General features: G+C 65.9%; 23 protein-coding genes and 1 pseudogene. 11 read left to right on the forward strand and 13 right to left on the reverse strand.

All coding sequences use genetic code 11. The features are described from left to right. The first annotated feature begins 44 nt into the window (after positions 1-44). Both KDJ86_RS07530 and KDJ86_RS07535 read left to right on the forward strand, forming a co-directional pair. The gene (locus KDJ86_RS07530) at positions 45-275 is read left to right on the forward strand and encodes a hypothetical protein (protein ID WP_291744502.1); all 231 of its coding nucleotides are present in this window, start codon (positions 45-47) and stop codon (positions 273-275) included. A 147-nt stretch (positions 276-422) separates the two neighbouring features. Next, on the forward strand, positions 423-737 hold the full coding sequence (locus KDJ86_RS07535; protein WP_291744503.1) for a hypothetical protein: 315 nt from the start codon (positions 423-425) through the stop codon (positions 735-737). Between the two features lie 161 nt (positions 738-898). Here KDJ86_RS07535 and KDJ86_RS07540 read toward each other — a convergent pair whose 3' ends face one another. The 8 genes from KDJ86_RS07540 to KDJ86_RS07575 all read right to left on the reverse strand — a co-directional run bounded on the left by KDJ86_RS07540 (position 899) and on the right by KDJ86_RS07575 (position 8,288). Next, complete coding sequence (locus tag KDJ86_RS07540) at positions 899-1,504, reverse strand: L,D-transpeptidase (protein ID WP_291744504.1); 606 nt, start codon at positions 1,502-1,504, stop codon at positions 899-901. A 307-nt stretch (positions 1,505-1,811) separates the two neighbouring features. Beyond that, entirely contained in the window at positions 1,812-2,531 is a 720-nt protein-coding gene (locus KDJ86_RS07545) for a glucosamine-6-phosphate deaminase (protein WP_291744505.1), read from the reverse strand. Beyond that, entirely contained in the window at positions 2,528-3,400 is an 873-nt protein-coding gene (locus tag KDJ86_RS07550; protein WP_291744506.1) for an ROK family protein, read from the reverse strand. The genes KDJ86_RS07545 and KDJ86_RS07550 overlap by 4 nt, the downstream gene beginning before the upstream one ends. A 10-nt stretch (positions 3,401-3,410) precedes the next feature. Further along, positions 3,411-4,550: a glycoside hydrolase family protein gene (locus KDJ86_RS07555; RefSeq protein WP_291744507.1), complete on the reverse strand. Its 1,140-nt coding sequence runs from the start codon at positions 4,548-4,550 to the stop codon at positions 3,411-3,413. 85 nt (positions 4,551-4,635) lie between these two features. Then, on the reverse strand, positions 4,636-5,574 hold the full coding sequence (locus KDJ86_RS07560) for a sugar ABC transporter substrate-binding protein (RefSeq protein WP_291744508.1): 939 nt from the start codon (positions 5,572-5,574) through the stop codon (positions 4,636-4,638). Between the two features lie 77 nt (positions 5,575-5,651). Continuing rightward, positions 5,652-6,581 carry an ABC transporter permease gene (locus tag KDJ86_RS07565; RefSeq protein WP_291744509.1) on the reverse strand — a complete coding sequence of 310 codons (930 nt, stop codon included), beginning with the start codon at positions 6,579-6,581 and terminating at the stop codon, positions 5,652-5,654. A gap of 4 nt (positions 6,582-6,585) precedes the next feature. Next, entirely contained in the window at positions 6,586-7,551 is a 966-nt protein-coding gene (locus KDJ86_RS07570) for an ABC transporter permease (protein WP_291744510.1), read from the reverse strand. Continuing rightward, positions 7,548-8,288 carry an ATP-binding cassette domain-containing protein gene (locus KDJ86_RS07575; RefSeq protein ID WP_291744530.1) on the reverse strand — a complete coding sequence of 247 codons (741 nt, stop codon included), beginning with the start codon at positions 8,286-8,288 and terminating at the stop codon, positions 7,548-7,550. The genes KDJ86_RS07570 and KDJ86_RS07575 overlap by 4 nt, the downstream gene beginning before the upstream one ends. A gap of 102 nt (positions 8,289-8,390) precedes the next feature. Here KDJ86_RS07575 and KDJ86_RS07580 point away from each other — a divergent pair, with 102 nt between their 5' ends. Then, a complete protein-coding gene (locus KDJ86_RS07580) occupies positions 8,391-9,551 on the forward strand; it encodes an ROK family transcriptional regulator (protein ID WP_291744511.1) in 1,161 nt (386 codons plus the stop codon). 82 nt (positions 9,552-9,633) lie between these two features. Here the strand turns inward: KDJ86_RS07580 and KDJ86_RS07585 are convergent, their stop codons facing one another. From KDJ86_RS07585 to KDJ86_RS07595, 3 genes and pseudogenes are all read right to left on the reverse strand, one after another. Then, positions 9,634-10,329: a class II aldolase/adducin family protein gene (locus KDJ86_RS07585; protein WP_291744512.1), complete on the reverse strand. Its 696-nt coding sequence runs from the start codon at positions 10,327-10,329 to the stop codon at positions 9,634-9,636. 14 nt (positions 10,330-10,343) lie between these two features. Beyond that, the gene (locus tag KDJ86_RS07590) at positions 10,344-11,732 is read right to left on the reverse strand and encodes an FGGY-family carbohydrate kinase (RefSeq protein WP_291744513.1); all 1,389 of its coding nucleotides are present in this window, start codon (positions 11,730-11,732) and stop codon (positions 10,344-10,346) included. A 46-nt stretch (positions 11,733-11,778) separates the two neighbouring features. Then, positions 11,779-12,195 (reverse strand): annotated as a pseudogene (locus KDJ86_RS07595) (ABC transporter permease); the annotation flags it as partial. Positions 12,196-12,302: 107 nt separating this feature from the next. Here KDJ86_RS07595 and KDJ86_RS07600 point away from each other — a divergent pair. After that, on the forward strand, positions 12,303-13,376 hold the full coding sequence (locus KDJ86_RS07600; RefSeq protein ID WP_291744514.1) for a LacI family DNA-binding transcriptional regulator: 1,074 nt from the start codon (positions 12,303-12,305) through the stop codon (positions 13,374-13,376). A gap of 216 nt (positions 13,377-13,592) precedes the next feature. On the opposite strand, the gene KDJ86_RS07605 is transcribed toward KDJ86_RS07600, so the two are convergent. Continuing rightward, a complete protein-coding gene (locus KDJ86_RS07605) occupies positions 13,593-14,555 on the reverse strand; it encodes a sugar-binding transcriptional regulator (protein ID WP_291744515.1) in 963 nt (320 codons plus the stop codon). A 130-nt stretch (positions 14,556-14,685) separates the two neighbouring features. Here KDJ86_RS07605 and KDJ86_RS07610 point away from each other — a divergent pair, with 130 nt between their 5' ends. The 6 genes from KDJ86_RS07610 (at position 14,686) to KDJ86_RS07635 (ending at position 20,496) form a co-directional block, all read left to right on the forward strand. Next, positions 14,686-16,077 carry an ABC transporter substrate-binding protein gene (locus tag KDJ86_RS07610; protein WP_291744516.1) on the forward strand — a complete coding sequence of 464 codons (1,392 nt, stop codon included), beginning with the start codon at positions 14,686-14,688 and terminating at the stop codon, positions 16,075-16,077. A gap of 68 nt (positions 16,078-16,145) precedes the next feature. After that, positions 16,146-17,054, forward strand: a complete 909-nt coding sequence (locus KDJ86_RS07615) for a carbohydrate ABC transporter permease (RefSeq protein WP_291744517.1) — start codon at positions 16,146-16,148, stop codon at positions 17,052-17,054. Further along, entirely contained in the window at positions 17,044-17,910 is an 867-nt protein-coding gene (locus KDJ86_RS07620; RefSeq protein ID WP_291744518.1) for a carbohydrate ABC transporter permease, read from the forward strand. The genes KDJ86_RS07615 and KDJ86_RS07620 overlap by 11 nt, the downstream gene beginning before the upstream one ends. After that, positions 17,907-18,851: a carbohydrate kinase family protein gene (locus KDJ86_RS07625; protein ID WP_291744519.1), complete on the forward strand. Its 945-nt coding sequence runs from the start codon at positions 17,907-17,909 to the stop codon at positions 18,849-18,851. The genes KDJ86_RS07620 and KDJ86_RS07625 overlap by 4 nt, the downstream gene beginning before the upstream one ends. Next, positions 18,848-19,639 (forward strand): amidohydrolase family protein, encoded by a 792-nt coding sequence (locus KDJ86_RS07630; protein ID WP_291744520.1) that lies wholly within the window; start codon positions 18,848-18,850, stop codon positions 19,637-19,639. The genes KDJ86_RS07625 and KDJ86_RS07630 overlap by 4 nt, the downstream gene beginning before the upstream one ends. 20 nt (positions 19,640-19,659) lie before the next feature. Continuing rightward, positions 19,660-20,496: a BtpA/SgcQ family protein gene (locus tag KDJ86_RS07635; protein WP_291744521.1), complete on the forward strand. Its 837-nt coding sequence runs from the start codon at positions 19,660-19,662 to the stop codon at positions 20,494-20,496. Between the two features lie 165 nt (positions 20,497-20,661). Here the strand turns inward: KDJ86_RS07635 and KDJ86_RS07640 are convergent, their stop codons facing one another. After that, positions 20,662-21,432, reverse strand: coding sequence for an L-iditol 2-dehydrogenase (locus KDJ86_RS07640; protein WP_291744522.1), 771 nt, complete (start codon positions 21,430-21,432; stop codon positions 20,662-20,664). Positions 21,433-21,644: 212 nt separating this feature from the next. Here KDJ86_RS07640 and KDJ86_RS07645 point away from each other — a divergent pair, with 212 nt between their 5' ends. Beyond that, positions 21,645-22,739, forward strand: a complete 1,095-nt coding sequence (locus KDJ86_RS07645; protein WP_291744523.1) for a sugar ABC transporter substrate-binding protein — start codon at positions 21,645-21,647, stop codon at positions 22,737-22,739. The last annotated feature ends 116 nt before the right edge of the window (positions 22,740-22,855 follow it).

The raw sequence follows: 22,855 nt of genomic DNA on the forward strand, positions 1-22,855 counted from the left end.
CCTAGAATGGCGGAAACGCGTTTTGAGTCTCCGTTGCGTGCGTCATGAGCATCATCGCCATCCAATGCCCGAAGACCGGGCAGACGATCTCCACCGGTATCGAGGCCGACACGGCCACTTTCGAGACGATGCCCTTCGCCAATCACACGGTCGAATGCTGGGCCTGCGGCGGCTGGCATTCCTGGTCGCGGCGTTGGGCAACGCTGATCGACAACGACACACCGGAAGCAAAGCGCGCCGGCGTCCCTGTCCCGCGGTCTCCGGTGATCGCCTGATTCAGGTCCGGCCCTCCGGCGCCGCATTCGCCGAATTGACCTCCGGTTAACCTAATATTTTAATTGGAGTTTGAATGAATTTTGCCAGACTTTCCCATGCGAGCGGGTGCGGGAATCGCCTCGCGGCAAAAACGGGGAAAGGTGCTCATGTCAGAGGTCAATGCCGCGGGGATGATGGAATCACCCGCGCAGGCAGCGCAGGAAGAAGAGGAGATGCTCGCGCTCGGCCTCCATCACTGGAACCGGGGCGACGTCGTCGAAGCCTATAAGTGGCTGGTTCTTGCGGCCGGCTTCAACAATCCCTATGCCAGCATCCATGAGAAGGAGCTCCTGCGCGAGATGTCCGCCGACCAGGTCACCGAATCGCGGCGCCGTGCCAGCGCCGTCCGTACCGATGCCATTTCGATCAGTCCCATGGCCCTCGGTTCTCGCGGGAGTATGCCGGTCGATGCAATCGCCTAGGTTGCGAAAACGTTAACGTTTGGTGCACGCACGGGGTCGGGCAGGCCCACGTCTTCTACCCGGGCATTCCGAAGCGATACAGCGACCGGTCGCGATTGCCGACAGCGCAGCGAAGGAATGGCATTGGCGGGAGGACGATCGAGCCGTCCTCCCGGGATCAGCTATTCGATGACGACAACCCGAGTGCCGATCGGCGTCTTGTTGTAGACGTCGATGATGTGCTCGTTCAGCATCCGGATGCATCCTGAGGACGCATATTTGCCGATCGACTTCGGTGCGTTGGTGCCGTGGATGCGGTATTCGGAAAAGCCGAGATAGAGCGCGCGGGCTCCGAGCGGGTTGCCCGGACCGCCCTTGACCACCGTCGGCAGGGTCTTCCCCTCGGCCTTGGCGCGGGCGATCATGTCCTTGGGCGGCCGCCAGTCCGGCCACTCGACCTTCTTGCGGACCTTCATCGACCCTTCCCACTCGAAACCCTCGCGGCCGACGGCGACGCCGTAGCGGAGTGCCCGGCCCTGGCCGACGAGCAGGTAGAGATAGCGCTCGGAGTTGTCGACGATGATGGTCCCGGCCGGATAGTTGGAGCGGTAGAAGACCGGCGTGCGACGGAGGTTCCGCGCCAGCTGGTTCTCGCCCTTGAGTGGCGGGAGGTTGTTGAATTCATCGTCGGTATAGGTGACCGGCGGCGGCTTCTTGCTGAACAGGCCGGCATCGGATGGCGCGACCGATACGACCATGAGCGCGGCGGCCAGGCCAGCCGCGGCCAAGGCCGAAAATCTTCCGGACTTGATCTTCAATTAATGATCCTCACTTCACCTGTCTGCCGCCGGTCCGCGCCCCCCGGATACGACCGGTTCGACCAGCGACGAATAAAATATCCATGCCTTCCGGCGACCGGATGAGTCAACAGCACACACAGGCACCCCTCACCGCAACACCTTCAATCGGTTACAGCGATCGTTTGCCTGAAATCACTTCCCAAGGACTCGCGTTCCAGTCAAGTCACGAAAATGTGGCGAAGATGGCGCAAAGGGCCGTTTTCCGGGACGGCACACGCCCTTTTCCGGCAATGGCTCAACCACCGAGCGCCGCGCGATCGGCGATAGCCAGACTGTCCGGGTGACGTCGCAGCAGGGTCGCCGGCACCTCCGGTGAAATCCCGCCGTCGATCGTCCTTGCCAGGATGTCCCTTTTCGCCGCACCGCTGGCGATCAGGACCAACTTGCGGCTGGCCAGCAGGGTGCCGAGGCCGAGGGTGAAGGCGGTAGCCGGAACATCCGCCTCGCTTCCCCAATAGGCGGCGTTGGAGCGGATCGATTCCGGTGTCAGCGGCACCTGCCTGGCGCGGCTGTCGAAGGGACTGCCGGGTTCGTTGAAGCCGAGGTGTCCGTTCGGGCCGAGGCCGACGACGGCGAGGTCGACACCGCCATATTCGGCGATGCCGGCTTCGATGCGCTCAACCTCAGACGTGGCATCGGCCAAGGGATCGAAGGCGAGCACGGAATCGTCGGCGACGCCGATCGGATCGAGCAGTTCCTTCCGGAGCCAGAGAAGCAGCCGCCGGCGGTCGTTGCCGGCGATCCCGGCATATTCGTCGAGGGTGACGAAGCGGACCCGCGCGAAGTCCGCCGCGCCGGATCTCGCGGCGCGTACCAGCTCGCGGAAGAGGCCGAGCGGTGTGTTTCCGGTCGGCAGGACGAGCAGGGAATCGGGCTTCCCGCGGAGCTGGGCAAGGAGGATGTCGGCGGCCTTGCGGCTGAGGTCGGCATAGTCGGAGGCTTCGAGGATCTTCATGGTCGGGTCTCTTCTTCGCACCACAGCGAGGCGGCGCCGATCGCCCCGGCATAGGCGCCGAGCGTGCCGAGCCGGATCGTCAGGTCCCGCCGGAAATCGGCCGGGCAGGCGGCAAGCCAGGCACGGTCGATCGCAGCGCGGAGCGGCTCGCCGAGCGCCGTGACGCCACCGATCACCACGACCATCTCGAGATCGAGAATGAGATGGGCGTTGGCGATCGCCTGGCCGATCAGTCCGAAGACCTTGTCGAGCGAACCGGCGTCGCCGCCGCCGGCGCGCCAAGCGGTGAAAAGCTCGCCGAATTCGCGTCCGGCGCGTCGCGAAAGGCTGGCGGGCGCGGCGACGTCCTCGAAGGTCGGCCAGTCGCCGGCCTCGGGCGGGGCGACCAGATGCCAGACGCCGATCTCGCCGGCGCCGCCATGCGCTCCGGCCAGGATGCGGCCGTCGAGAAGGAGTCCGGCGCCGATTCCGGTACCGAGCGTCACGGTCATGGCATTACGGATGCCGCGCGCCGCGCCGGTCCAGGCCTCGCCGCGCATGGCGGCGCGCCCGTCATGCTCGATGCGGCAGGGAACGCCAAGGATGTCGGCGAAGGCCTGCGTAAGCGGCAGGCCGGCGAGGTTGGGGAGGTTGGTGCTGTCGGTCCGCATGGTGCCGTCCGGCTGGATGAGACCGCCGAAGGCGATGCCGACATGGTCCGGCGCCCTGCCGCCGCCGACCGCCGCCATCGCTTCCCTCGCGGCAGCGAAGAGCGTCTCGCGCGGGACACGTCCGCCAGCCGGCAGGGTCTCGCGGCCGATGATCCTGCCGGAGGCATCGACCGCCACGGCCTTGAGAGTCGTTCCGCCGATATCCAGTCCGAAATACAAGCCCGCGACCCTAGCGGCGGAATGCCTTGAGCCGGTCGATGCGCCGGCGGCCGTCTTCGGTTTCGCGCATGTTGAGGAAGTCGGTGAAGGTGAAGACGCAAAGACCGTCCGCGTCGCTGGCCTCGACGCCGTCGACCGAGCGGATGAACTCGTCGGTGGTGATCTCCTCGGCGCGCCCGCGGCCGGCATGCATGCCGTCGAGATAGAGCGCGCTGCCCTGCAGGGTGCACACGGTGGTGGCGCCATTGGCGCGCCGCTTGATGTCCGACCCGATGGCGCCCGGCCAGGCGGCGTCCCGCCTGAGGATCTGGTGATAGGACATCACCTCGAAGACATCCGAGACGGGCTCGAGCCGCGTCACGCTCTGGGCGAAGACCTCCTCGACCGCGTTGTCGAAGTCCTCGAGGAAGAAAGGCAGGGTGTTGATGGCGATCTTGATGTCGGGCTTGATCGCCGTGATCGCGTCGCGGATGCGCGAGACCGCCGCGACCGTCATGTCGCATTTCCAGTCGCGCCAGGCCGGCCGGTGTTTCCCGGCGATGATCTTCGCCGCGGCGACGGCATCGTCCGCCGGCAGGTCGATTCCGGTATCGGCGGAGAAGCGGGTGAGGGTTTCCCTGCCGTAGCAATAGTCCGACATCGTCGCCCGGTCGACATCCGGCAGCCAGATCTCCCAGAGGCCGGGCCAGCGGATGAAGCCGAGATGGACGCCATCCGGCTCAAGCGCGCCGACGGCGGGCTCCAGCATGCCGAGCTTGTGGTCGATATTGGGCTTCCGGTCGGGCGGCAGGCCGATGTACCAGTCGGTCTTTCCCTCGACCCGGCCGAACTGGTCGGTCGGCAGGAGATCGGGATGGCCGGCGATGAAGTTCGGATCGAAGCCGATATTCAGCGTGGCGAAATAGCTGATCCCGCGCGAGCGGAGCGCATCGCGGAAGGCGCGGTCGTCGAGCGTCGCGAAGCGTTCGGCCTCCTCCGGCGTGATCTCGCTCTCGATCGCGCTGTCCTGCATCGGCAGCAGGCGGCTTTGCGCCATGACATAGGTGACGCCCATCCCGGCGAGGATATCGGCGGCCTCCTCCGGCCCGAGTCGGAAGCGGGTGTACCAGACATTGTCGTAGATCTTCATTCCGACTCGTGGGTCGAGCATGGGTCGGCGCGCCCTCTCTGCTGGGATCGATGCGGAAGGTGCCGGCCGGGACGGCTCCCGGCCGACGCTGGCTCAGGCGCCGAGACTACCACTCGCCCTTGAAATCGCCGACATTCTCGGCGGTGATCTTGGGCATCGGGATGATGTTCCGCTTCTCCGGCAGGCTCTCGCCATTCGCCAGCATGATGGCGAATTTCAGCGCCTGCTTGGCGTCGGTCGTCGGAGACTGGTCCATCGTGCCGTACATCAGGCCGTCGCGGATGGCCTTCAGCCCGTCGATGGTGCCGCCGGTGCCGACGACCTTGATGTCACCGCGCCCGGCGGCCTTGAACACCTCGGCCGCGGCGGCGCCCGTGTTGTCGTCCTGGGCGAAGACGCCGACCATGTCGTCGCCATAGGCGGTCAGGAATGCCTGGGCGACGTCCTTGGCCTTGACCGGATTCCAGTCGGCGGTCTGGGCGCCGAGGATGGTGATGCCGGATTTGAGCTCGGCGAGGCGGTCCTTCAGGCCCTGGGTGCGGAGCAGGGTCGTGCTCTGGCCGGGCGAGCCCTCGATGATCGCGATGCCGCCCTTGCCACCGAGGGAGTCGTTGAGGAGCTCGGCGGCGATGGCGCCCTGGACATAGTCGTCCGGACCGGAATAGCCGGCGAGCAGCGCCTGGCCCGGCTCGGCCGGTTCGTTGGAGACGGCGAGGATCGGAATGCCGGCGTCATGGGCCTTCTTGAGAGCCGGGATCACGGCATTGCCGTCGAGCGAGGTCACCAGCAGGACGTCGACGCCGCGATTGACGAGCGAGTTGATATCGCTGCTCTGCTTGGCGATGTCGCCGTCGGCGCTGAGCGTCACGACCTCGACGCCGTCCATGTCCGCCGCCGCCGCCTCGAGCGCGTTGGTGACCGCTGCGATATAGGGCCAGCCAAGGTTCGGCTGGGAGTGCCCGATGACGATGTCTTCCGCCGAAGCGGCGATCGGAGCGGCGAGAAGTCCCGACGCGACGGCCGCGGCGCCAATTAGTCTGGTCACAGCAAACATTGTTTTCGTTCCTCTTTCGGTTCCACTCTGATGGCCGGTTCGCCGGCCCGGCGGCCTGATCGGGTTTCTCAGCGCGGCCGCAGGCGCATGAGCATGCCGTCCGTGACCACGAGGGCGAACAGCAGCCCGCCGATGGTCATGCGTTGGTAGTAGGACGGCACCCCGAGAATGTTCATGACGTTGACGAGACACCCGATGAAGAGGAGTCCCACGAAGGCTCCGGCGACGGATCCCTCGCCGCCGCGCAGGCTCGCGCCGCCGATCAGCGCCGCGGCCGCCGCCGTCAGCGGCGTCGACTCGCCGATGATCGGCGAGCCGGTGCCGAGGCGCGCGGCAAGCAGCAGGCCGGCGATGCCGGAGAGCGATCCCGAGATGACGTAGCATTGCGTCTTGAGGAGCTGGACGCGGAGGCCCGACATGGCGGCGGCGCGCTCGTCGGCGCCGACGGCGTAGACGTGGCGGCCCCAGGGCCGGGTGTTGAGGAGGAGATAGGCGAGCGCGATGACCGCGATCAGCGCCATGAAGGCATAGGGCACCGGGTAGCCGCCGCCGAGCGCCAGGAAGGTGTCGTCGAGGCTGACGACGGGGCGCGTGTCGGTATAGGCGAGGACCGCGCCGCGCACCATGACCATCATCGCCAGGGTCGCGATGAACGGGTTGATCCGGAGCCGGGTCACCAGCAGGCCGCTGAGCGTGCCCGACACACCCCCGAGCACCGCAGCCCCGACGGCCGAGACGACGATCCCGTAGGGCAGCAGCACGACGGCGGCGACGCCGCCCATCGCCATGACCGCGCCGACCGAGAGGTCGAAGCCGCCGGCGATCATGACGATTGTCATGCCGACGACGACGATCCCGTCGGTCGACACCGCCTCGGCCAGTGTCCGCAGGTTGCCGACCGACCAGAAGCCGTTGACGAAGGTGGCGACGATCAGCAGCGGCACCAGCGGCGGCTTGACGAAGAGGCGGATGAAGATGGGTGAGGCGAGCGCGTTCATGCCGCTAGGCTCCGCCCCGCCGCCACGAGTAGAAGGCGACCGCCCCGGTCAGCACCATGCCCTGGACGAGGAGCTGGATCGGGTACTGGTAGTTGAGGATCGTCATCACATTGGTGATGACGGCGATGACCAGGATCGCGCCGGCCGTGTCGGCGGGCCGCCCGACGCCGCCGGAAAGGCTGGTGCCGCCGAGGACGACGGCCGTCAGCGCCGGAAATTCGTAACCGCCGATCGCGGTCGGATCGAGATGGCCGACCAGCGAGGCGATCAGCACGCCCGACGTCGCGGCCAGGACGCCCGAGATGACGTAGGTGGCGATACCGATCCTGGCGACAGGAATGCCGGCGCGGGTCGCCGCCTCGACATCGCCGCCGATCGCATAGATGTGGCGGCCGAAGACGGTCTGGCTCATGACGATGGCGAGCGCGGCAACCAGTGCCGCGAAGACGAATACCGGCAGCGGGACGCCAAGTGGCCGCGCATGGGTCAGGGCGGTGAAGGTCTCGCCGATCGCATCCGCGCGGACATGCTGGCCGGAAACCAGAGCAAGCACCGCGCCGATGACGAGGAATTGCATGCCGATGGTCGCGACGATGGAATTGGCGCCGGCGCGGTAGACGGCGAGCCCGTTGACGGCGCCGATGCCGGCTCCGATCAGCAGCGGCACCGCGATCGCAACCGCGATGCCGACGCCGCCATCCGGACCGAGGAGAAGCGCGACCACCGCGGCCATCATCACCGTCGCCCCGGTCGACAGGTCGAACTCGCCGCCGACCAGGACGACGGTCATCCCGAGCGCGACGATGCCGGTGATGACGCCCTGCTGGAGGACCGCCGCGACGTTGCCGGGGGACAGGAACCGGTCGGAGATCAGGGCGGCGATGACGATCACCACCACCAGGACCAGCCATATCGGCGTCACCACGTCGGTGACATGGACCCGGCGGCGGGGGAGGACCGCCTCGCTCATGGCCCGTCGCCGTCGGCGGGCGCGAGCTTCCGTCCGCGGATGATCATCTCGACCACCTCGTCCTCGTCGGATTCCTCGGCCCGGACCTCGCCGACCAGCTCCCCGTTCTTGAGCACGACGATGCGGTCGGACAGGCGCATGACGTCGCGGACGTCGTGACTGATGAGCAGGATGCCGATCCCCTGATCGCGCAGCCGCTGGATCAGCGCGGCGACCTGCGCGGTTTCGTGGGGACCGAGCGCCGCGGTCGGCTCGTCCATGATCAGGACGCGGACGTTGAAATGGATGGCGCGGGCAATGGCGATCGCCTGGCGCTGGCCGCCGGACATCTGCCGCACGGGCCGCTCGATATCGGTGAAATTGGGATTGAGGTCGACAAGGGCGGCAGCCGCCTCCTCCGCCATCCGCCTCTTGTCGAGGAAGCCGAGTGACGTGCGCAATTCGCGGCCAAGGAAGAAGTTCGACGGTGCGTCGAGATTATCGGCAAGCGCCAGCGTCTGGTAGATCGTCTCGATCCCGTGGCGGCGCGCGTCATTCGGGGAATGGAAATGGACCGGCGATCCGTCGACCTTGATCTCGCCGGACGTGGGCGGATAGACGCCCGACAGGATCTGGGCGAGGACGGACTTGCCGGCACCATTGTGCCCGAGCAGCGCCACCACCTCGCCGGCAAAGACGGAAAGGTCGACGCCCTTCAGCGCGTGAACGCCGCCGAAATTCCTGGTGATATTCACCATCTCAACGAGTGGATTGGCGGCCAAGGCATCTCTCCCCTTCACCCACAGCGTAAGCGGCAAGGCGGGCAAGAGTCAATAAATCAAGTTCATTGTTTTATTTTAATGCGCTATTCGTGGCCGATGCTCGACCAGACCAACCCCCTCGGCCCGGCGGCCAGCACGGTGCGGCATGTGGGCCGGCACAACCGGCGAGTCATCCTTCATGCCCTCAGAGTCCATGGGAACCTGTCGCGGGCCGAACTCGCCCGGTTCACCGGACTGACGCCGCAAGCCGTCGCCAATATCGTCGATACGCTGATGACCGCCGGCCTGGTCCGCGAGGCCGGGCGCCGCAAGGCGCAGCGCGGCCAGCCGCCGATCGCCATCGAGATCGCCAATGACGGCGGATATGCGGTCGGGGTGCTGATCGATGCGACCTCCTTCCATGCGGTCGCCGCGGGCATTGGCGGCGAGCTGATCGAGATGCGGGAGGGTCCGGTTCCGGATGCGATCGAAGCGGACTGGCTCGACTTCGTTGCCGGCATCCACACCGAATTCGGCGTCCGTTTCGGCGCCGATCGGTGCCTCGGGATCGGCCTCGTCACGCCCGGCCCCTTCGATATCGACTGGCCCGGCGTGCCGACTCCCGGCGCGATACCCCAGCTCCAGGTCCGTGGAATCGCCGACCAGCTTGCCGCCAGGACCGGGACGGAGGTTCTCCTCGAAAACGATGCCTATGCCGCGGCGCTTGGCGAGAAGCTCTACGGCCAGGCGACCGAGTTCTCGGACTTCTTCTATATCTATGTCGGCGAAGGCGTCGGCGGCGGCATCGTCATCCGCGGCGAACCCTATCGCGGAACGCGCGGCAATGCCGGCGAATTCGGCCATCTCATCGTCGATCCCAACGGACCGCAATGCTATTGCGGCAACCGCGGATGCCTCGGCGAATACCTGTCGCTCCGTTCGATGCGAGATTTCCTGCGCGATGCCGAGGCGGCGGGCGAAGACCGGGACCGCGCGATGGATCGCTGGGTCGCCCGCGCATCGGATGCGCTGTCGGTCGGGATTGCGGGGATCGAGAACCTCTTCGATCCCGAGATCGTGGTGATCGGCGGCGCCGCGCCGGTGCCGCTGCTCGAACGGCTGGCCGGCGAACTCGGCGAGCTCCGCGCATCCGTCAGGCAGGATGTCGGCCGCCAGCGACTCCGCGTCAGCGCGCTTGGCGAGAGAAGCGCCGCGCTCGGCGCATCGGCGCTGCCGATCCTCGCCGCGATCAACGTTTAGAAGGCGTGAGCTTTCAGAAGGTTGTCCGTTCGGAGCCGGGCGCTGCCCGACGTGCCGAGGTCGGTTTCGCGACGAGAGATACCTAGCTGTCCCGCTTTTTCGGAACGTCGTTGATCCCGTCGGCGTCGGGCATCTGGCCGTAGCTCATCTTGCGCATCTGCTCGATCACCCTGTCCATCTCCTCGTTGGAGAGGATCGGCGGATCGCCGAGGGTCAAGGCCTGCACATAGAGCCGCGACAGCGTTTCGACCTCCCGGCCGAGAGCGAGGGCGCTTTCCATCGTCTTGCCGAGCGCGATCTGGCCATGCTGGCCGAGCAGGCAGGCGAGCCGTCCCTCCAGCGCTTCCAATGCATTGTCGGAAAGCTGCTGGGTGCCGAAGGTCGCATAATCGGCGACCCGGATGTCGTAGCCGCCGGCGACGCCGATCATGTAGTGGAAGGCGGGGATCGGCTTGTAGTGGACGGCGAGCGTCGTCGCGTAGATCGAATGGCAATGGAGGACGACGTCGATATCCGGACGGTGCTTGAGGATGTCGCGATGAAAGCGCCATTCCGACGACGGCCGGAGCTGGCCGGCATAGCCGCCGTCGAAGTCCATCTCGACGATGTCCCCGGCTTCCATGCGGTCATAGGGGAGCGAGGAGGGCGTGATCAGAAAGCCGTTCTCGATCCGCTGCGAGATATTTCCGGCGGTGCCCTGGTTTATGCCGCTGGCATTCATCTTGCGGGCAATGTCCACCATCTCATGGCGGAGGTCGCGGTTGGTGAGTTCGCTCATGTCTCGGGTCTCTTTCAGTTGGCGTGGTTGGCTTCGGCGCGTTCGCGCCATGTCTGGCGATAGGCCGCAAGCCCGGCGATGGTGATATCCCGCGCGGTTTCGACGGTGACCGGAGCCAGCCCGGTCCGGCGCGGGTGGTCGGCGAGCAGGGCGGTGCCTGATGCGGTACCGTAGGCGTCGGTATTGAAAAGAACTTTCCGGCCAGGCTTCAGCGCCGACACCAGAGCGGGGTAAAGCGGGTCCTTGGCGAAGCTGCCGTCAAGGACGATCGTGCCATCGGCGCCAAGCCGGTCGAGGCAGATGTCGGTGAGAAGCGAGACATAGAGCAGCGCCAGCGCGTGCCGGGCTTCCGGGGTTTCGGGCTCGGGGCCCGTGACGCGGCCCTTCATGGCGCTGCCCGGGAAGACGCCATCCTGCTCGACGAAGGACGGGAGCGCCATGGTGCGGTTGGCGATGAGCTTTTCGATGGCGGTTTCGTTGACGGAGGTGTCCAGCGTCCGGCCCGCGATCAGCGCGAATTCTCGGCCGCCCATTGCAAGAATGCCCGAGAGCTCGCGACCGTCGACATCGAGATTCCGCGTCACATAGCCCTGCTCGTAGCCGCTGTCCGGCGCCGCGCCGTCGCTCAAGCCGACGATCCAGGTGCCGGTCGAGATCAGTGTCAGGTCGGTCAATCCCGCCTGCTGGTAGCGGTAGAAGTTGGCGGTGGAATCGTGGATGCCGCACAGGATTTCGATGTCGGCGGGAAGGTCGAGGTCCCGTGCCAGCCGGGGCCGGATCGTCCCGACCGGTTTCCAGGCCGGCGCCAGCGGCGGTATCAGGTGCTGCCAGCCGCGATCCCGCACGATATTCGAGAAGGCGCGCCGATCGAAATCCCAGAGGTGCGACTGGGCGGCAAGGTAGGTGTATTCGCTGGCGCCGTTGCCGGAGAGGCGGAAGGCCCAATATTGCGGACCACCAAGGAACCAGCGGGCGCGCGCCACCGCTTCCGGCCACTCGGTCTCCAGCCACAGGAGCTGGCGCGCCATGTGCGCCGCGCCGGGCATCAACGGGCTGCCGAGCGCGCGGAAAGAGGCGACCGACCCGACATGGGACGCGGTGACCGCCTCCGGCACCTCCGCCTCGTAGTCGACCATCGGCATGACCAGTCCGTCGTCGTCGACCAGCGCGCCGGCCGAGCCATGCCCGGTGGCAACGATCGCGCCGATGTCATGACGGCGAACGAGAGCCGGCAGCTCATCGAGCAACCAGGCATCGATACGCCTGGTGTCGACGTGCAGATAAGGCGGCGGCGCTCCCGGCCCGTTTGCCAGCGACACCGTTTCCAGAAGCTTGCCGTCGCGCGAGGCCGCCGTCAGCTTGACGTTGGTCTTTCCGACATCGAGGACCGCAACAGTCGTCAAGACCTCTTCTCCCGCGTTGTCCGCGTCGTGCCCATCGCAGCATTCCTCATTGTCGACCCAGCGCGAGCCGTCGCCAGCCAAAGCGGATCACCATCACGGCGATGAGGAACAGCCCCCATACCGCGGTCGTCAGATGCTGGTTCGCGCCGATGAGATTGAGCCCCGACGACAGGACCTGGAGGATCAGCAGCGCCAGCACGACCGGCACCGCCCGGCCAAAGCCACCGAACGGATCGACACCGCCGAGGAAACAGGCGAGCACCGTGATCAGAAGGTAGGCTTCGCCGTGGCCGACACGGACGGAATTGAAGCGGGCGACCATGATGATCCCGGCGATCGCGCACATCAGCCCGGACAGGGTGTAGATCAGGGTCAGCGTGCGCCTGGTCGGGATGCCGGAATAGCGCGTTGCCTCGATGTTGGAGCCGAGCATGTAGATGGAAAAACCATGGCGGGTGCGACCAGCAAAGGGCTGGATTGTTCTGCACAATCGATGTAGCAATCTTGGCCGAGAATTCGCATCCCTGTCAAGGGAGCGCGCAGGCGCGGCCACCGGACAACCGCCGTGAGATGAAGAAGAAGCAGAAATCGAACGGCAAGACGACGATCTACGACATCGCCCGATCGACCGGTGCGTCACCTTCGACGGTCAGCGCGGCGCTCAGCGGTACGTGGCGAAGCCGCCGCATCAAGGAGAGCACGGCGCTGGAGATTCAGCGTCTTGCCGAGGAGCAGGGTTACACCACCAACATGCAGGCGCGCGGGCTTCGCAAGGCCCGTTCCGGTCTCGTCGGCATGGTGCTTCCCGCTCACTTCAACCGGTTCTACGCCGCCATGTCGCAGATCTTCGAGGCGCATGTCCGCACCCGCGGCATGTGCCCGGTGGTGGTCAGCACCCTCCGCGAGCCGGAAGAGGAGCGGCGCACGGTCGAGACGCTGATTTCCTATGCGATCGAATCGCTGCTGATCGTCGGCGCCACCGACCCGGACGCGCTTTCGGACATCTGTACCGCCGTGAACCTCAAGCATGTCAATGTCGACCTGCCCGGAACGAAGGCACCGTCGGTGATCAGCGACAATTACAGCGGCGCCCGGCAACTCACCCATGAAATCCTCAAATCGATGCCGAAATCCGACGACCCGGTGCGCGGTCGGCCGTATTTCATCGGCGGCGCGACCTGGGATTTCGCCACCGCCGAGCGCATCCGCGCCTTCAAGGACGTCATCGCAACCGAATGCGGCTATTCGGCCGATGAACTCATCCTCGCCCAGAGCTACGATCCCGATGCTTCGGCCACCGATGTGCGGATGCTGTGTGAACGGATCGGTGGGCTGCCGACGGCGTTGTTCATCAATTCGACCTTCTCTTTCGAAGGGGTCCTGAAGTATTTCTCGACGCTGCCGGCGGAGGCCTTCAACAACATCGTCGTCGGTTGCTACGACTACGATCCCTTCGCCTCTTTCATGCACTTCCCGGTGATCATGGTCCGCCAGAACGTCGACAGGCTCGTCGAGGAAGCCTTCCGGATCATCGAGGGCGACGTGGACGGCGCACCATGCCTGCAGATCGAGCCCGAGCTCATCCGTCCAAGGACGCTTTCGACCAGCCCCAGCGAGACGTTCCACCACAACATGACCAGGTAGGCGGGCGGGACCGGCTCCCGGACGGATCGCCCGCCACGTTCCTTGCGCCGGCGCCTCGATCGGCCGATGCGGGCAAGGGTATCGATGACGCCGCCGGCGGCGAACCGGTCGCTCCGCCTGTATTCGAAGCCCCCGAGCCGGGCGCGCTCGAAGGTGCCGAGATTGCGCTCCCGCGTGTCCCCGGATTCGCCGCCTCGGCGCCAGCGTGAAATGGGATCAATCCAGGATGGCGTTGGCGAGGTCGCCGTCGACGATCAGCCGGTTGACGAGACCGGTGCGCAGGATGGCGCGCAGAGCATCGCATTTCGACATGCCGGCCGCCAGGAGGATGAGGTCGCGCTCGCCGATCGTCTCCAGGGGAATGCTCGGCGTGCGGCGGTTTAGACGGCTGGCGACGAGTTGCCCCTCGGCGTCGAAGAACTTGCCGAGCATGTCGCCGACCGCGCCGGCGGCGATCAGGTCCTCGATCTCCGCATCGCCGATCAGGCCGTAGCGATAGATGAAGGACTCGCGGGAGCAGAGGCCGAAGCTCGATATGTAAAAGTCGGCGGACGCGCCGATCGCCAGGGCCTCACGGACGATCGACTGGCTCATCACCACGTCGAAGTCCCGCTCGGAATCGACGAGATAGGGTGTCGGCAGGACATAGGCCTCGCCACCGCAGGCCTGCGCCAAAGCGTGCACCATCTCGAACGGGTTGGAGCGGGCGGTCCGGCTGAGGGACCCCATCAGCGAGACGAACCGGGCCTCCGGCCTCGACGTCGCCGGGAACGCGTTGACCAGGGCCGCGACCGTGCGGCCCCAGCTCAGGCCCACCGTCACGTCCTCCGTCCCCTGCAGGCGCCGGCTCAGAAAACCGGCTGCGGCGACGCCGACCGCGCGCCTGGCGGTGTCCTCGTCGTCGGGCCCGTCGCCGGCAAGTGGCGGCGTGACGATGCACTCGGTCAGGCCAAATCTCTCCGAAAGACGTTCGGCGATCTCCAGCGTTTCACTTGATCTCTGGTCGAGGGAGATCTTCACGATGCCGCGGTCGCGGGCCTGGGCAAGGAGCCGCGTGATCTTGAACCGCGACAGCTTCACACGTTGCGCGATTTCCTCCTGGTTCAGTCCGGCCACGTAGTAGAGCCAGGCGAGCCGAACGATCAGACTGTCATCGCTTCCTGCATTCGCATTCGTCATTCGCTGTCCGCAATTTGGTCAGATGCCTGATTGACCAGGCCTGACAGGTCCGTCACAATCAAATGTGCAACTAGTGCACGTTGGTGCAAGGCCCGTCGGCACGCCGACTTGTTGGACCAGAGGGGTTCTCATGCAACGCAAACACTCTCGCCATACCGGGCATCTCGCTCGTTCCACGCGGCTGGTAGGTTTCGCGGCCGTTGCCGCGGTTGGACTGTCGGTTGCGAATGCCGCTTACGCCGAAATCGACTGGATGCAGCAGAGCGGTAGCAAGATCAACCTTCTCCTCATCTCCCATCCATTCGTCGATTCACTGAAGCCGCTCCTGCCGGAATTCACCGCGAAGACCGGCATAGAGGTCACCTTCGAGGAACTCGCCGAGCAGCCAGGCTTCGAGAAGCTGCTGGCCGACCTGTCGTCGGGGACCGGAACCTACGATGCCTTCATGACATCGCCGCTCAACAACTGGCAGTATGCCACGGCGGGCTGGCTAGAGGCGCTCGACGGCTTCATCGACAATCCCGCACTTACCGATGCCGAGGCTTACGATATCGGCGACTTCGCTCCCGGCATCCTGGCCTCCGGTCGCTGGACCCGCGAGCCGATGAAAGGCATCGGGGAAGGATCGCTCTGGGGCCTGCCGATCAACTTCGAGACCTACCAGCTCGCCTATCGTCCGAGCATCCTGAAGGAACTGGGCCTCGAGGTGCCGCAAACCTATGCCGACCTCCTGGCGATGGCGCCGAAGCTCAAGGCCGAGGGCCCGAATGGTGCGATCTACGGGATCATCACCCGCTTCGACAAATACTGGGACCTGCCCTACCTGACCTTCGGCACGATGCTCCAGTCCTATGGCGTCGAGATGGTCGACGAGGAAGGCAACCTGCAGATCTGCTCGCCGGAGAGCATCGCCGCCACCACCGACTTCGTCGAGCTGATCCGGACGGCATCGCCCGAGGGCGCCGGAGCCTTCACCTGGGACCAGGCCATGCAGGGCTTCGCCTCGGGCCAGTACATCATCTCGCTCGACGAGGCGAACCTGTTCGCCCCGGTCTACGAGGATCCGTCGCAATCGGCGATCTCCGACGACGTGGGCTATGCGCCTACCCCACTCGGACCCGACGGCAAGCGCTCCGCCGGCGCATGGGTCTGGTCGATGTCGATGAACTCGGCCTCCAAGAACAAGGACGCCGCGTGGCTCTTCCTCGAATGGCTGACCTCGAAGGAAACCATGATCAAGACCCACCTCGGCGGCAACATGAACCCGGTCCGGGCGTCTGCCTGGGCGAATCCGGACGTGGCCGCGCTGGTCGAGAGCTGGGGCGAGCATCCCGGCCAGTACCGCGAGGTCGCCGAAGAAATGGCCAAGGTCGCCGGCGTCAACTTCCCGCCCCACCCGGAGCTGACCCGCATGCTCGACCGCTGGGCCGAGGCGATCCAGCAATCCTACTTCGACAACGGCAATGTCGAGGAGAATCTCTGCGCCGCGCAGGCCGACGTTGCGCGGATGCTGGGCAACTAGGGCCCGATAGCGGCAAGACCCGACGGGGCCGGAGACATTCCGGCCCCGTCCAAGGGATCTTTCGGACGATGAGCGGACACGACGTAGAGGCATACCGGCGGGGATGGCGGGCGCGGCTGACCTATTGGGGGATGCTGGTGCCCGCCCTCGTCATCCTGTTCTCTTCGCTCTATCCGTTCCTGCAGGGCATCCTGACGTCGCTGACCAACCGGAAGCTCTATCTCCAGACCGAGGACTTCATCGGCCTCGGCAACTTCGAAACCCTGATCCACACCCCGCTCTTCTGGACCGCCCTCGGCAACACGCTGATCTATGCGGTCCTGGTGGTGGTCATCCAGATCCCTCTCGGTCTCGGCTTCGCGCTCCTGCTCGACGTGCCAAGCCGCGTGCGCTCCTTCTTCCGCACCACGGTCGTGCTGCCGCTCCTCGTCCCCCCGGTCGTCGCCGGACTGATGTGGAAGACGATGATGCAGCCGCAGAGCGGTGTCCTGAACTGGCTTCTGCAGGCGGTCGGCCTGCCGCCCTTTTCGTGGCTCACCGATCCGTCGACCGCGTTGATCTCGGTGGTGCTGATCGACGCCTGGGTGTTCACGCCATTCGCCGTCATCATTTTCATGGCGGGGCTGCAATCCGTGCCTCCGGAGATCGAGGAGGCCGGTCGTGTCGACGGCGCCAATGCCTGGCAGATATTCCGTCTGATCCGACTTCCCTGGCTCGTCCCCTACATCGTGCTGGTGGCGCTCTTCCGCGTTGCGGATTCGCTGAAACAGCTCGAGATCATCTACGCGACCACCCGCGGCGGTCCCCTCAACGCCACCCGCACGCTGCACATCATGGCCTACGAGGAAGCCTATCGCTGGTCCAATCTCGGCCGGGCCATGGCGATCGTCTTCGTGTTGTGGCTCATCTGCTACCTGATCAGCGGCCTGCTCCTGGCGCTGTGGCAGAAGCAGGAAAAGGCGCGCTATGCGGTCTAGTCTCACCGCCCGCAAGACCGCCCGCACGGCGCTGCTCACCATCGGCTATGTGCTGATGGCGTGCTTCGTGCTGTTCCCGATCGTGTGGATCCTGATGATGTCGTTCAAGCAGTTCGGCGACATCATCGCCTATCCGCCGCGCTTCCTGTTCTCGCCAACGCTCGACAATTACGAGCAGATCCTGTTCGGTTCCGAGGCCGAGCAGGCCGCGGGCCAGATGCCCAATTTCCTCGGTAACCTGATCAATTCGATCATCATCTCCGGCGGCGCGGTGATCGTCTCGACCCTGATCGGCGTTCCCGCGGCCTTTGCACTGGCGCGCGGGGCGCTGCTCGGTGCCGTCCACGTCCGCTTCACGGTGCTCTCGTTCCGGTTCGGGCCGGAGCTCGCGATCATCCTGCCGCTCTTCCTGATCTACAAGCAGATCGGCCTCTACGACAGCTACGTCGGCATGATCCTGGTGCACCAGCTGATCACGCTGCCGCTGGTCATCCTGATCACCACCGGCTTCTTCCGCGAAGTACCCGTGGAGATCGAGGAGGCGGCCGTCCTCGATGGCGCCGGCATCTGGTCGACGCTGATCCGGGTCCTGGTGCCGACCGTCATGCCGGGGATCGCCAGTGCCATGATCATCGCCTTCATCTTCTCGTGGAACAACCTGGTCTTCGGTCTGGTGCTCGCCGGCGGCGAGACCCGCCCGGTGACCATGGGCATCCTCCAGGCGATGACCTTCGACCAGATCCGCTGGGGTCAGATGGCGGCTGCCGCCATGGTCGCGGCGGTGCCGGGCATGATCGCGGCCGTCTGGTTCCAGAGCCGGATCATCCGAGGTCTCACGCTCGGAGCGGTGAAATGAGCAGCCTCGATCTCCTGTCGATCGGCTCGTGGACGGTCTTCGACCACATCCTGCGTATGGAGCGGCTGCCCGCGGATGGCGAAACCGTGCCGCTCGACATGCCGATCGGCGCGATCGACACCATCCACTACGGCGACTGCAGCGCGAATATCGCCGCCGCCGCGGCGCGCCTCGGCCTCAAGACCGGCCTTGCCATGGTGGTCGGTGATGACTTCGAGACCTCAGGTTATCGCGCCCATCTCGAGATGCTTGGCGTCGACATATCCCCGATCGAGATCCGCGCCGGTGAACGCTCGGGTCACAGCTTCAATTTCTTCGATCGCGCCAACGGCAGCTTCTGCGTCTCCCACCTCGGCATCGCCGCCGACCAGTCCGGCTTTCGTGCGCCGCTCGACCGGGTTGCCGCCGCGCGGGCGCTGGTGGTGAGCGAGATGTTCTCGCCCTACACGCTCTCGGCCATCGAGCATGCCAGGGCGCACGGACGGCTTACCGCGATTAACGGAATGGTGGCGACTGCGCGCGAGCTCGCCGAGCGTTTCCTTGCCGCCGCCGACATCCTGTTCCTGAGCCGGGGAGAGGCGGCCGATCTCCTGGAGGCCCGGGGCTTCGACGATCCGTCCGGCGTGCTGGCGCTCGGCCCGCGCCTGGTGGTTGTCACCGAAGGAAGCGCGGGAAGCCTGTGGTACGAGGCGGACGGCGTGACCCGGGTGCCCGCCGTATCGACGACCCGCTTCGTCGACTCCACCGGGGCCGGCGATTCGTTCGTGGCCGGCGCCCTGTTCGGCCTGCTTCGCGGCATGCCCGTCGCCGCCGCCGGCCGCTGCGCGGCCACGGTCGCGAGCTTCGTGGTCGAGGCGTGGGGCTGCCAGACCAACCTGCCCGTCGAGGCCGAGATGCGCGAGCGCTACCGCGCCGCTTTCGGAGAGCTGACCCTGCCATGAGAGTAATCGACGCCCATATGCACTACGGCACGGACCGCAACGTCGCGGCTCATACCTGCGTGCCCTACCTGATCACCGGCGAGCCGGAGAGCGTCATCCGCCTCCTCGACGAGGAGAACGCCTCCCATGGCGTCCTCTTCCCGCACGACCGGCGTATGAGCCCACCCTGGGACGCCGACTACGACAAGGCCAATGCCCAGGTCGGCGAGGCGGCCCGCCGCTACCCGGACCGCATCGTCGGCGTCGCCCGGATCGACCCGACCTTCGGCGCCGAGCACACCACCAACCTGATCGAGCGCTATGTCGGCGAATGGGGCTGCCGCGGCCTCAAGCTGGTCGCCGGCTACGACTTCTACCGGCCCAACGACATGAAGGTGATGGGACCGCTCCTCGACTGCGCCGAGAAGCATGACCTCACCGTCCTCTTCCATTCCGGTGACGCGCCGCGCGACCTGCCCTACCTGCAAGCCCAGGCGGCCAAGGCCTATCCGAAGGTCCGCATCGTGCTCGCCCATATCGGCATGCATTCCTTCCTGTGGGAGGCGATCCTCGCCTGCCAGGAATACCCCAATATCTTCGTCGACATGTCGCAGGCCTATCCCTTCGACATCATGACCTTCATCCGCAACGTCTCGGTCGACCGGCTGCAATACGGCACCGACGTTCCCTATCAATCGCCAGAGGTCGAGCAGCTCAAGCTGAAGGTGATCGGACTCAGCGACGAGGAGCTTGAAAAAGTGTTCTGGCGAAACGCCGCCCGCATCTGGCGGATCGACCGGACAAGCTGAGAAGCCAGGAGACAGAATCAATGGAAAACCGAGTCGAAAGCGGGATGCTGGAACGGCTGTTCGGCGTATCGAAGCCGATCATCGGCATGATTCACGTGCGGCCCTTGCCCGGCTCGCCTCGCGGTCGGAACGCCGACCTCGAGGCGGCCTATGTCCACGCCGTCGACGAGGCGAAGCGCCTCGAGGATGGCGGCATCGACGGCCTCCTGCTGGAGAATGCCGGCGACATCCCCTTCCTCAAGCCCGAGGAGATCGGCTTCGAGACGGTAGCGGCGATGACCGTGATCGGTGACCGCATCCGCCGCGCGACGAAGCTGCCCTTCGGCTTCAACATCGTCGCCAATGCCGCAAGGGCATCGATCGCCTGCGCGCGGATGAGCGGCGGCAGCTTTGTCCGCGTGAACCAGTGGGCCAACGCCTACGTCGCCAACGAGGGCCTGGTGGAAGGCGCCGCTGCCCAGGCGCTCCGCTACCGCTCGCTGATCGACGGAAACGGCATCGCGGTCATGGCCGACGTTCATGTCAAGCACGGCAGTCACGCCATCGTCGCCGATCGCGAGGTAGCCGAACAGGCCCGCGACGTGGAGTTCTTCGACGCCGACATCCTCATCGCCACGGGATCACGCACCGGTCACGCGACGGCGCCGGGCGAGCTGGATGCGGTCCGGGCGGGCTCGGACCTGCCGGTGCTCGTCGGAAGCGGCCTCAACGCGGAAAACGCGGCCGACCTGATGCGGATCGCCGACGGTGCGATCGTCGGGGTCTCGTTCAAGGATAGCGGCAAGATGTCCGGCTCCGTCAACGTGCCGAAGGTGCGGGCGCTGATGGACGTGATGGCGGCGATCCGGAAAGGATGAATACCGCCGCCGCCGTGAGGCGTTGGTCAACGCGACCCCGCGGGGATTGAAGATTGGCAGGCGTCTCAATCCCCGAGAGGGCCGACCGAGGCGAGCCCGGCGGTACTCGATCGCCGAAGGCTCCACGTTCGGAATAAGGCAATCCGCCGTCGGCGGTGCCTTGGCTCAGCTCATCCAGTTGCCGCCGTCGACGTTCAGCGTCTGCGCGACGATGTAGTCGGCGTCGGCCGAGGCCAGGAAGACGGCCGCGCCGGCCATGTCCTCCGGCGTGCCCATGCGGCCGAATGGCACCGCCTCGCCGACCAGCCGCTTCTTTTCGCCGATCGGCCGGTTTTCGTATTTGGCGAACAGCGAATCGACCACGTCCCACATTGGCGTATCGACCACCCCCGGCGCGATGGCGTTGACGTTGATGCCACTCTTGATCAGCTCCAGAGCGCAGCTCTGGGTGATGGAGATCACCGCGGCCTTGGTCGCGCAATAGATCGCGACATTGGCCTCGCCGCGTCGTCCCGCCTGGCTTGAGAAATTGATGATCTTGCCGCGCTTGCCGGCCGCGATCATCTGCGCGGCGATCACCTGCGTGGTGAAGAGGAGGCCACGGACATTGATGTCGAACTGGCGGTCGAAATGGTCCTCGCTGATCTCGGCGAGCGGCGCCATGCCGAAGACCGCGGCACCGTTGACCAGGATGTCCGGTGCGCCGACGCTATCCATGACGGCCTCGCCCATTTCCTGGATGGACGACAGCCTGCTCACGTCGACCGAGACCGCACTGGCCCGTTCGCCGATCGCCTTCGCGGTCTCCTGTGCCTCGTCGGCAAGGAGGTCGGCAACGACCACCCGCGCGCCTTCCGCCACGTAGCGTTCGCAGATGGCCCGGCCGATTCCGCGTGCGCCGCCGGTCACCAGCGCGACCTTGTCCTTCAACCTCATTTTCGTTCCTCCCGTCCAGAATTGACTCTTGATTCAAGTCATGCATAGCTATGCATGGCCCCGAGCGAAGCGTCAACTCCGCTCACGCATCTGCCCGTCGCAGCCAGACCGCGGCATCAGGGAGAAGGCGTGGACTCAACGACGCGGAGCCGGCAAACGGATATCGGGGAGAGCCAGCCGAGGCCACGGCGTCTTCCCGGGAGGAGACAATAATGGTGAAAGATATCAATGGCCTTATGGGCCGGCGGGTGAGCCGGCGCGGCCTGCTCAAAGGCGGTGCGGCCCTTGGTGCGGCCGGCGTTTTCCCGGCCATCATCACGCGGCGTTCCTTCGCCGCCGATACGCCGACCCTCGTCAATTCGATCCGGTCGCTGTCGAACCCCTATCATGCGACATGGAACAAGGGCGGCGAGGCCTTCGCCAAGTCGGTCGGCGCCGACTATGTGACGCTCGTCACCGAAGGCAACAGCGAGAAGGGCGTCTCCGACATCCGCGCCATTCTCGCCAAGACCGGCGGAAACGTCGTGATCAACGTCGATCCGAACGATGCGCCGGACGCGCGCCCGATCGTCGAGGCGGTCAAGGAGGCCGGCGGCTACGTCATTACCCAGTGGAACAAGCCCGAAGACCTGCATCCCTGGGATTTCGACCCGAATTATGTCGCGCACATCTCGTTCAGCGGCGTGCCCTACGGCAAGGCCATGGCCGAGGCGCTGTTCAAGGCGATGGGCGGCAAGGGCGGTATCGTCGCCCTCGGCGGCATCCAGTCCAACATCCCGGCGATCGAGCGCAAGGCCGGCCTTGACCAGGCGCTGGCCGAGAACCCTGACATCAAGCTTCTCGACTTCCAGGTCGCCAACTGGTCGGACACCGAAGCGCTCGAGAAGACCAATGCGTGGCTGACCCAGTTCGGCGACGAGATCGGAGGCATCTGGGCCGCCAATGACGGGATGGGGCTCGCGGCCGTCGAAGCGCTCCGCGCCGACGGCCGCGCCGGCCAGGTGCCGGTGACCGGCATCGACGGCATCCAGCTCGCGGTCGAGGCGATCCTCGCCGGCGAGATGGCCGGCACAGTCGCCTGGGATCCCTACTGGCAGGGCGGCATGGGCCTGTCGATCGGCTATCACGCCGCGACCGGTGCCTTCGATCCGGCCAAGGAGCCGAAGGACCATCGCGAGTTCTACGGCACCGGCGTGATCATCACCGCCGACAACGCCCAGGACTATTACGACTCCAACATCAAGGCGGAGCCGGAGCTCGACTGGAATGACATCTGGGGCCGGGTGAGCGGCCAGATCCAGTACTGACCGGGCGACGCTGGGACGCCTTCCTTCGGGGCGTCCCTTCCTTTCCTCCCTGTCCGGCAGGGGCGGGGCGGCCGCGATGCGGCTGCCCCTGCCCGATCGCCGGCGGTCGTCGACGG

This window comes from Bauldia sp. (assembly GCF_020442045.1).
Lineage (GTDB): Bacteria > Pseudomonadota > Alphaproteobacteria > Rhizobiales > Kaistiaceae > Bauldia.

Coding starts and splice junctions, on each gene's coding strand:
- KDJ86_RS07545 (WP_291744505.1), bottom strand. CDS start 2,531: ATGAAGATCCTCGAAGCCTCCGACTATGCCGACCTCAGCCGCAAGGCC.
- KDJ86_RS07570 (WP_291744510.1), bottom strand. CDS start 7,551: ATGAGCGAGGCGGTCCTCCCCCGCCGCCGGGTCCATGTCACCGACGTG.
- KDJ86_RS07645 (WP_291744523.1), top strand. CDS start 21,645: ATGGTGAAAGATATCAATGGCCTTATGGGCCGGCGGGTGAGCCGGCGC.
- KDJ86_RS07620 (WP_291744518.1), top strand. CDS start 17,044: ATGCGGTCTAGTCTCACCGCCCGCAAGACCGCCCGCACGGCGCTGCTC.
- KDJ86_RS07555 (WP_291744507.1), bottom strand. CDS start 4,550: ATGCTCGACCCACGAGTCGGAATGAAGATCTACGACAATGTCTGGTAC.
- KDJ86_RS07610 (WP_291744516.1), top strand. CDS start 14,686: ATGCAACGCAAACACTCTCGCCATACCGGGCATCTCGCTCGTTCCACG.
- KDJ86_RS07615 (WP_291744517.1), top strand. CDS start 16,146: ATGAGCGGACACGACGTAGAGGCATACCGGCGGGGATGGCGGGCGCGG.
- KDJ86_RS07535 (WP_291744503.1), top strand. CDS start 423: ATGTCAGAGGTCAATGCCGCGGGGATGATGGAATCACCCGCGCAGGCA.
- KDJ86_RS07630 (WP_291744520.1), top strand. CDS start 18,848: ATGAGAGTAATCGACGCCCATATGCACTACGGCACGGACCGCAACGTC.
- KDJ86_RS07640 (WP_291744522.1), bottom strand. CDS start 21,432: ATGAGGTTGAAGGACAAGGTCGCGCTGGTGACCGGCGGCGCACGCGGA.
- KDJ86_RS07575 (WP_291744530.1), bottom strand. CDS start 8,288: ATGGTGAATATCACCAGGAATTTCGGCGGCGTTCACGCGCTGAAGGGC.
- KDJ86_RS07600 (WP_291744514.1), top strand. CDS start 12,303: ATGAAGAAGAAGCAGAAATCGAACGGCAAGACGACGATCTACGACATC.
- KDJ86_RS07585 (WP_291744512.1), bottom strand. CDS start 10,329: ATGAGCGAACTCACCAACCGCGACCTCCGCCATGAGATGGTGGACATT.
- KDJ86_RS07625 (WP_291744519.1), top strand. CDS start 17,907: ATGAGCAGCCTCGATCTCCTGTCGATCGGCTCGTGGACGGTCTTCGAC.
- KDJ86_RS07530 (WP_291744502.1), top strand. CDS start 45: ATGAGCATCATCGCCATCCAATGCCCGAAGACCGGGCAGACGATCTCC.
- KDJ86_RS07635 (WP_291744521.1), top strand. CDS start 19,660: ATGGAAAACCGAGTCGAAAGCGGGATGCTGGAACGGCTGTTCGGCGTA.
- KDJ86_RS07565 (WP_291744509.1), bottom strand. CDS start 6,581: ATGAACGCGCTCGCCTCACCCATCTTCATCCGCCTCTTCGTCAAGCCG.
- KDJ86_RS07580 (WP_291744511.1), top strand. CDS start 8,391: ATGCGCTATTCGTGGCCGATGCTCGACCAGACCAACCCCCTCGGCCCG.
- KDJ86_RS07605 (WP_291744515.1), bottom strand. CDS start 14,555: ATGACGAATGCGAATGCAGGAAGCGATGACAGTCTGATCGTTCGGCTC.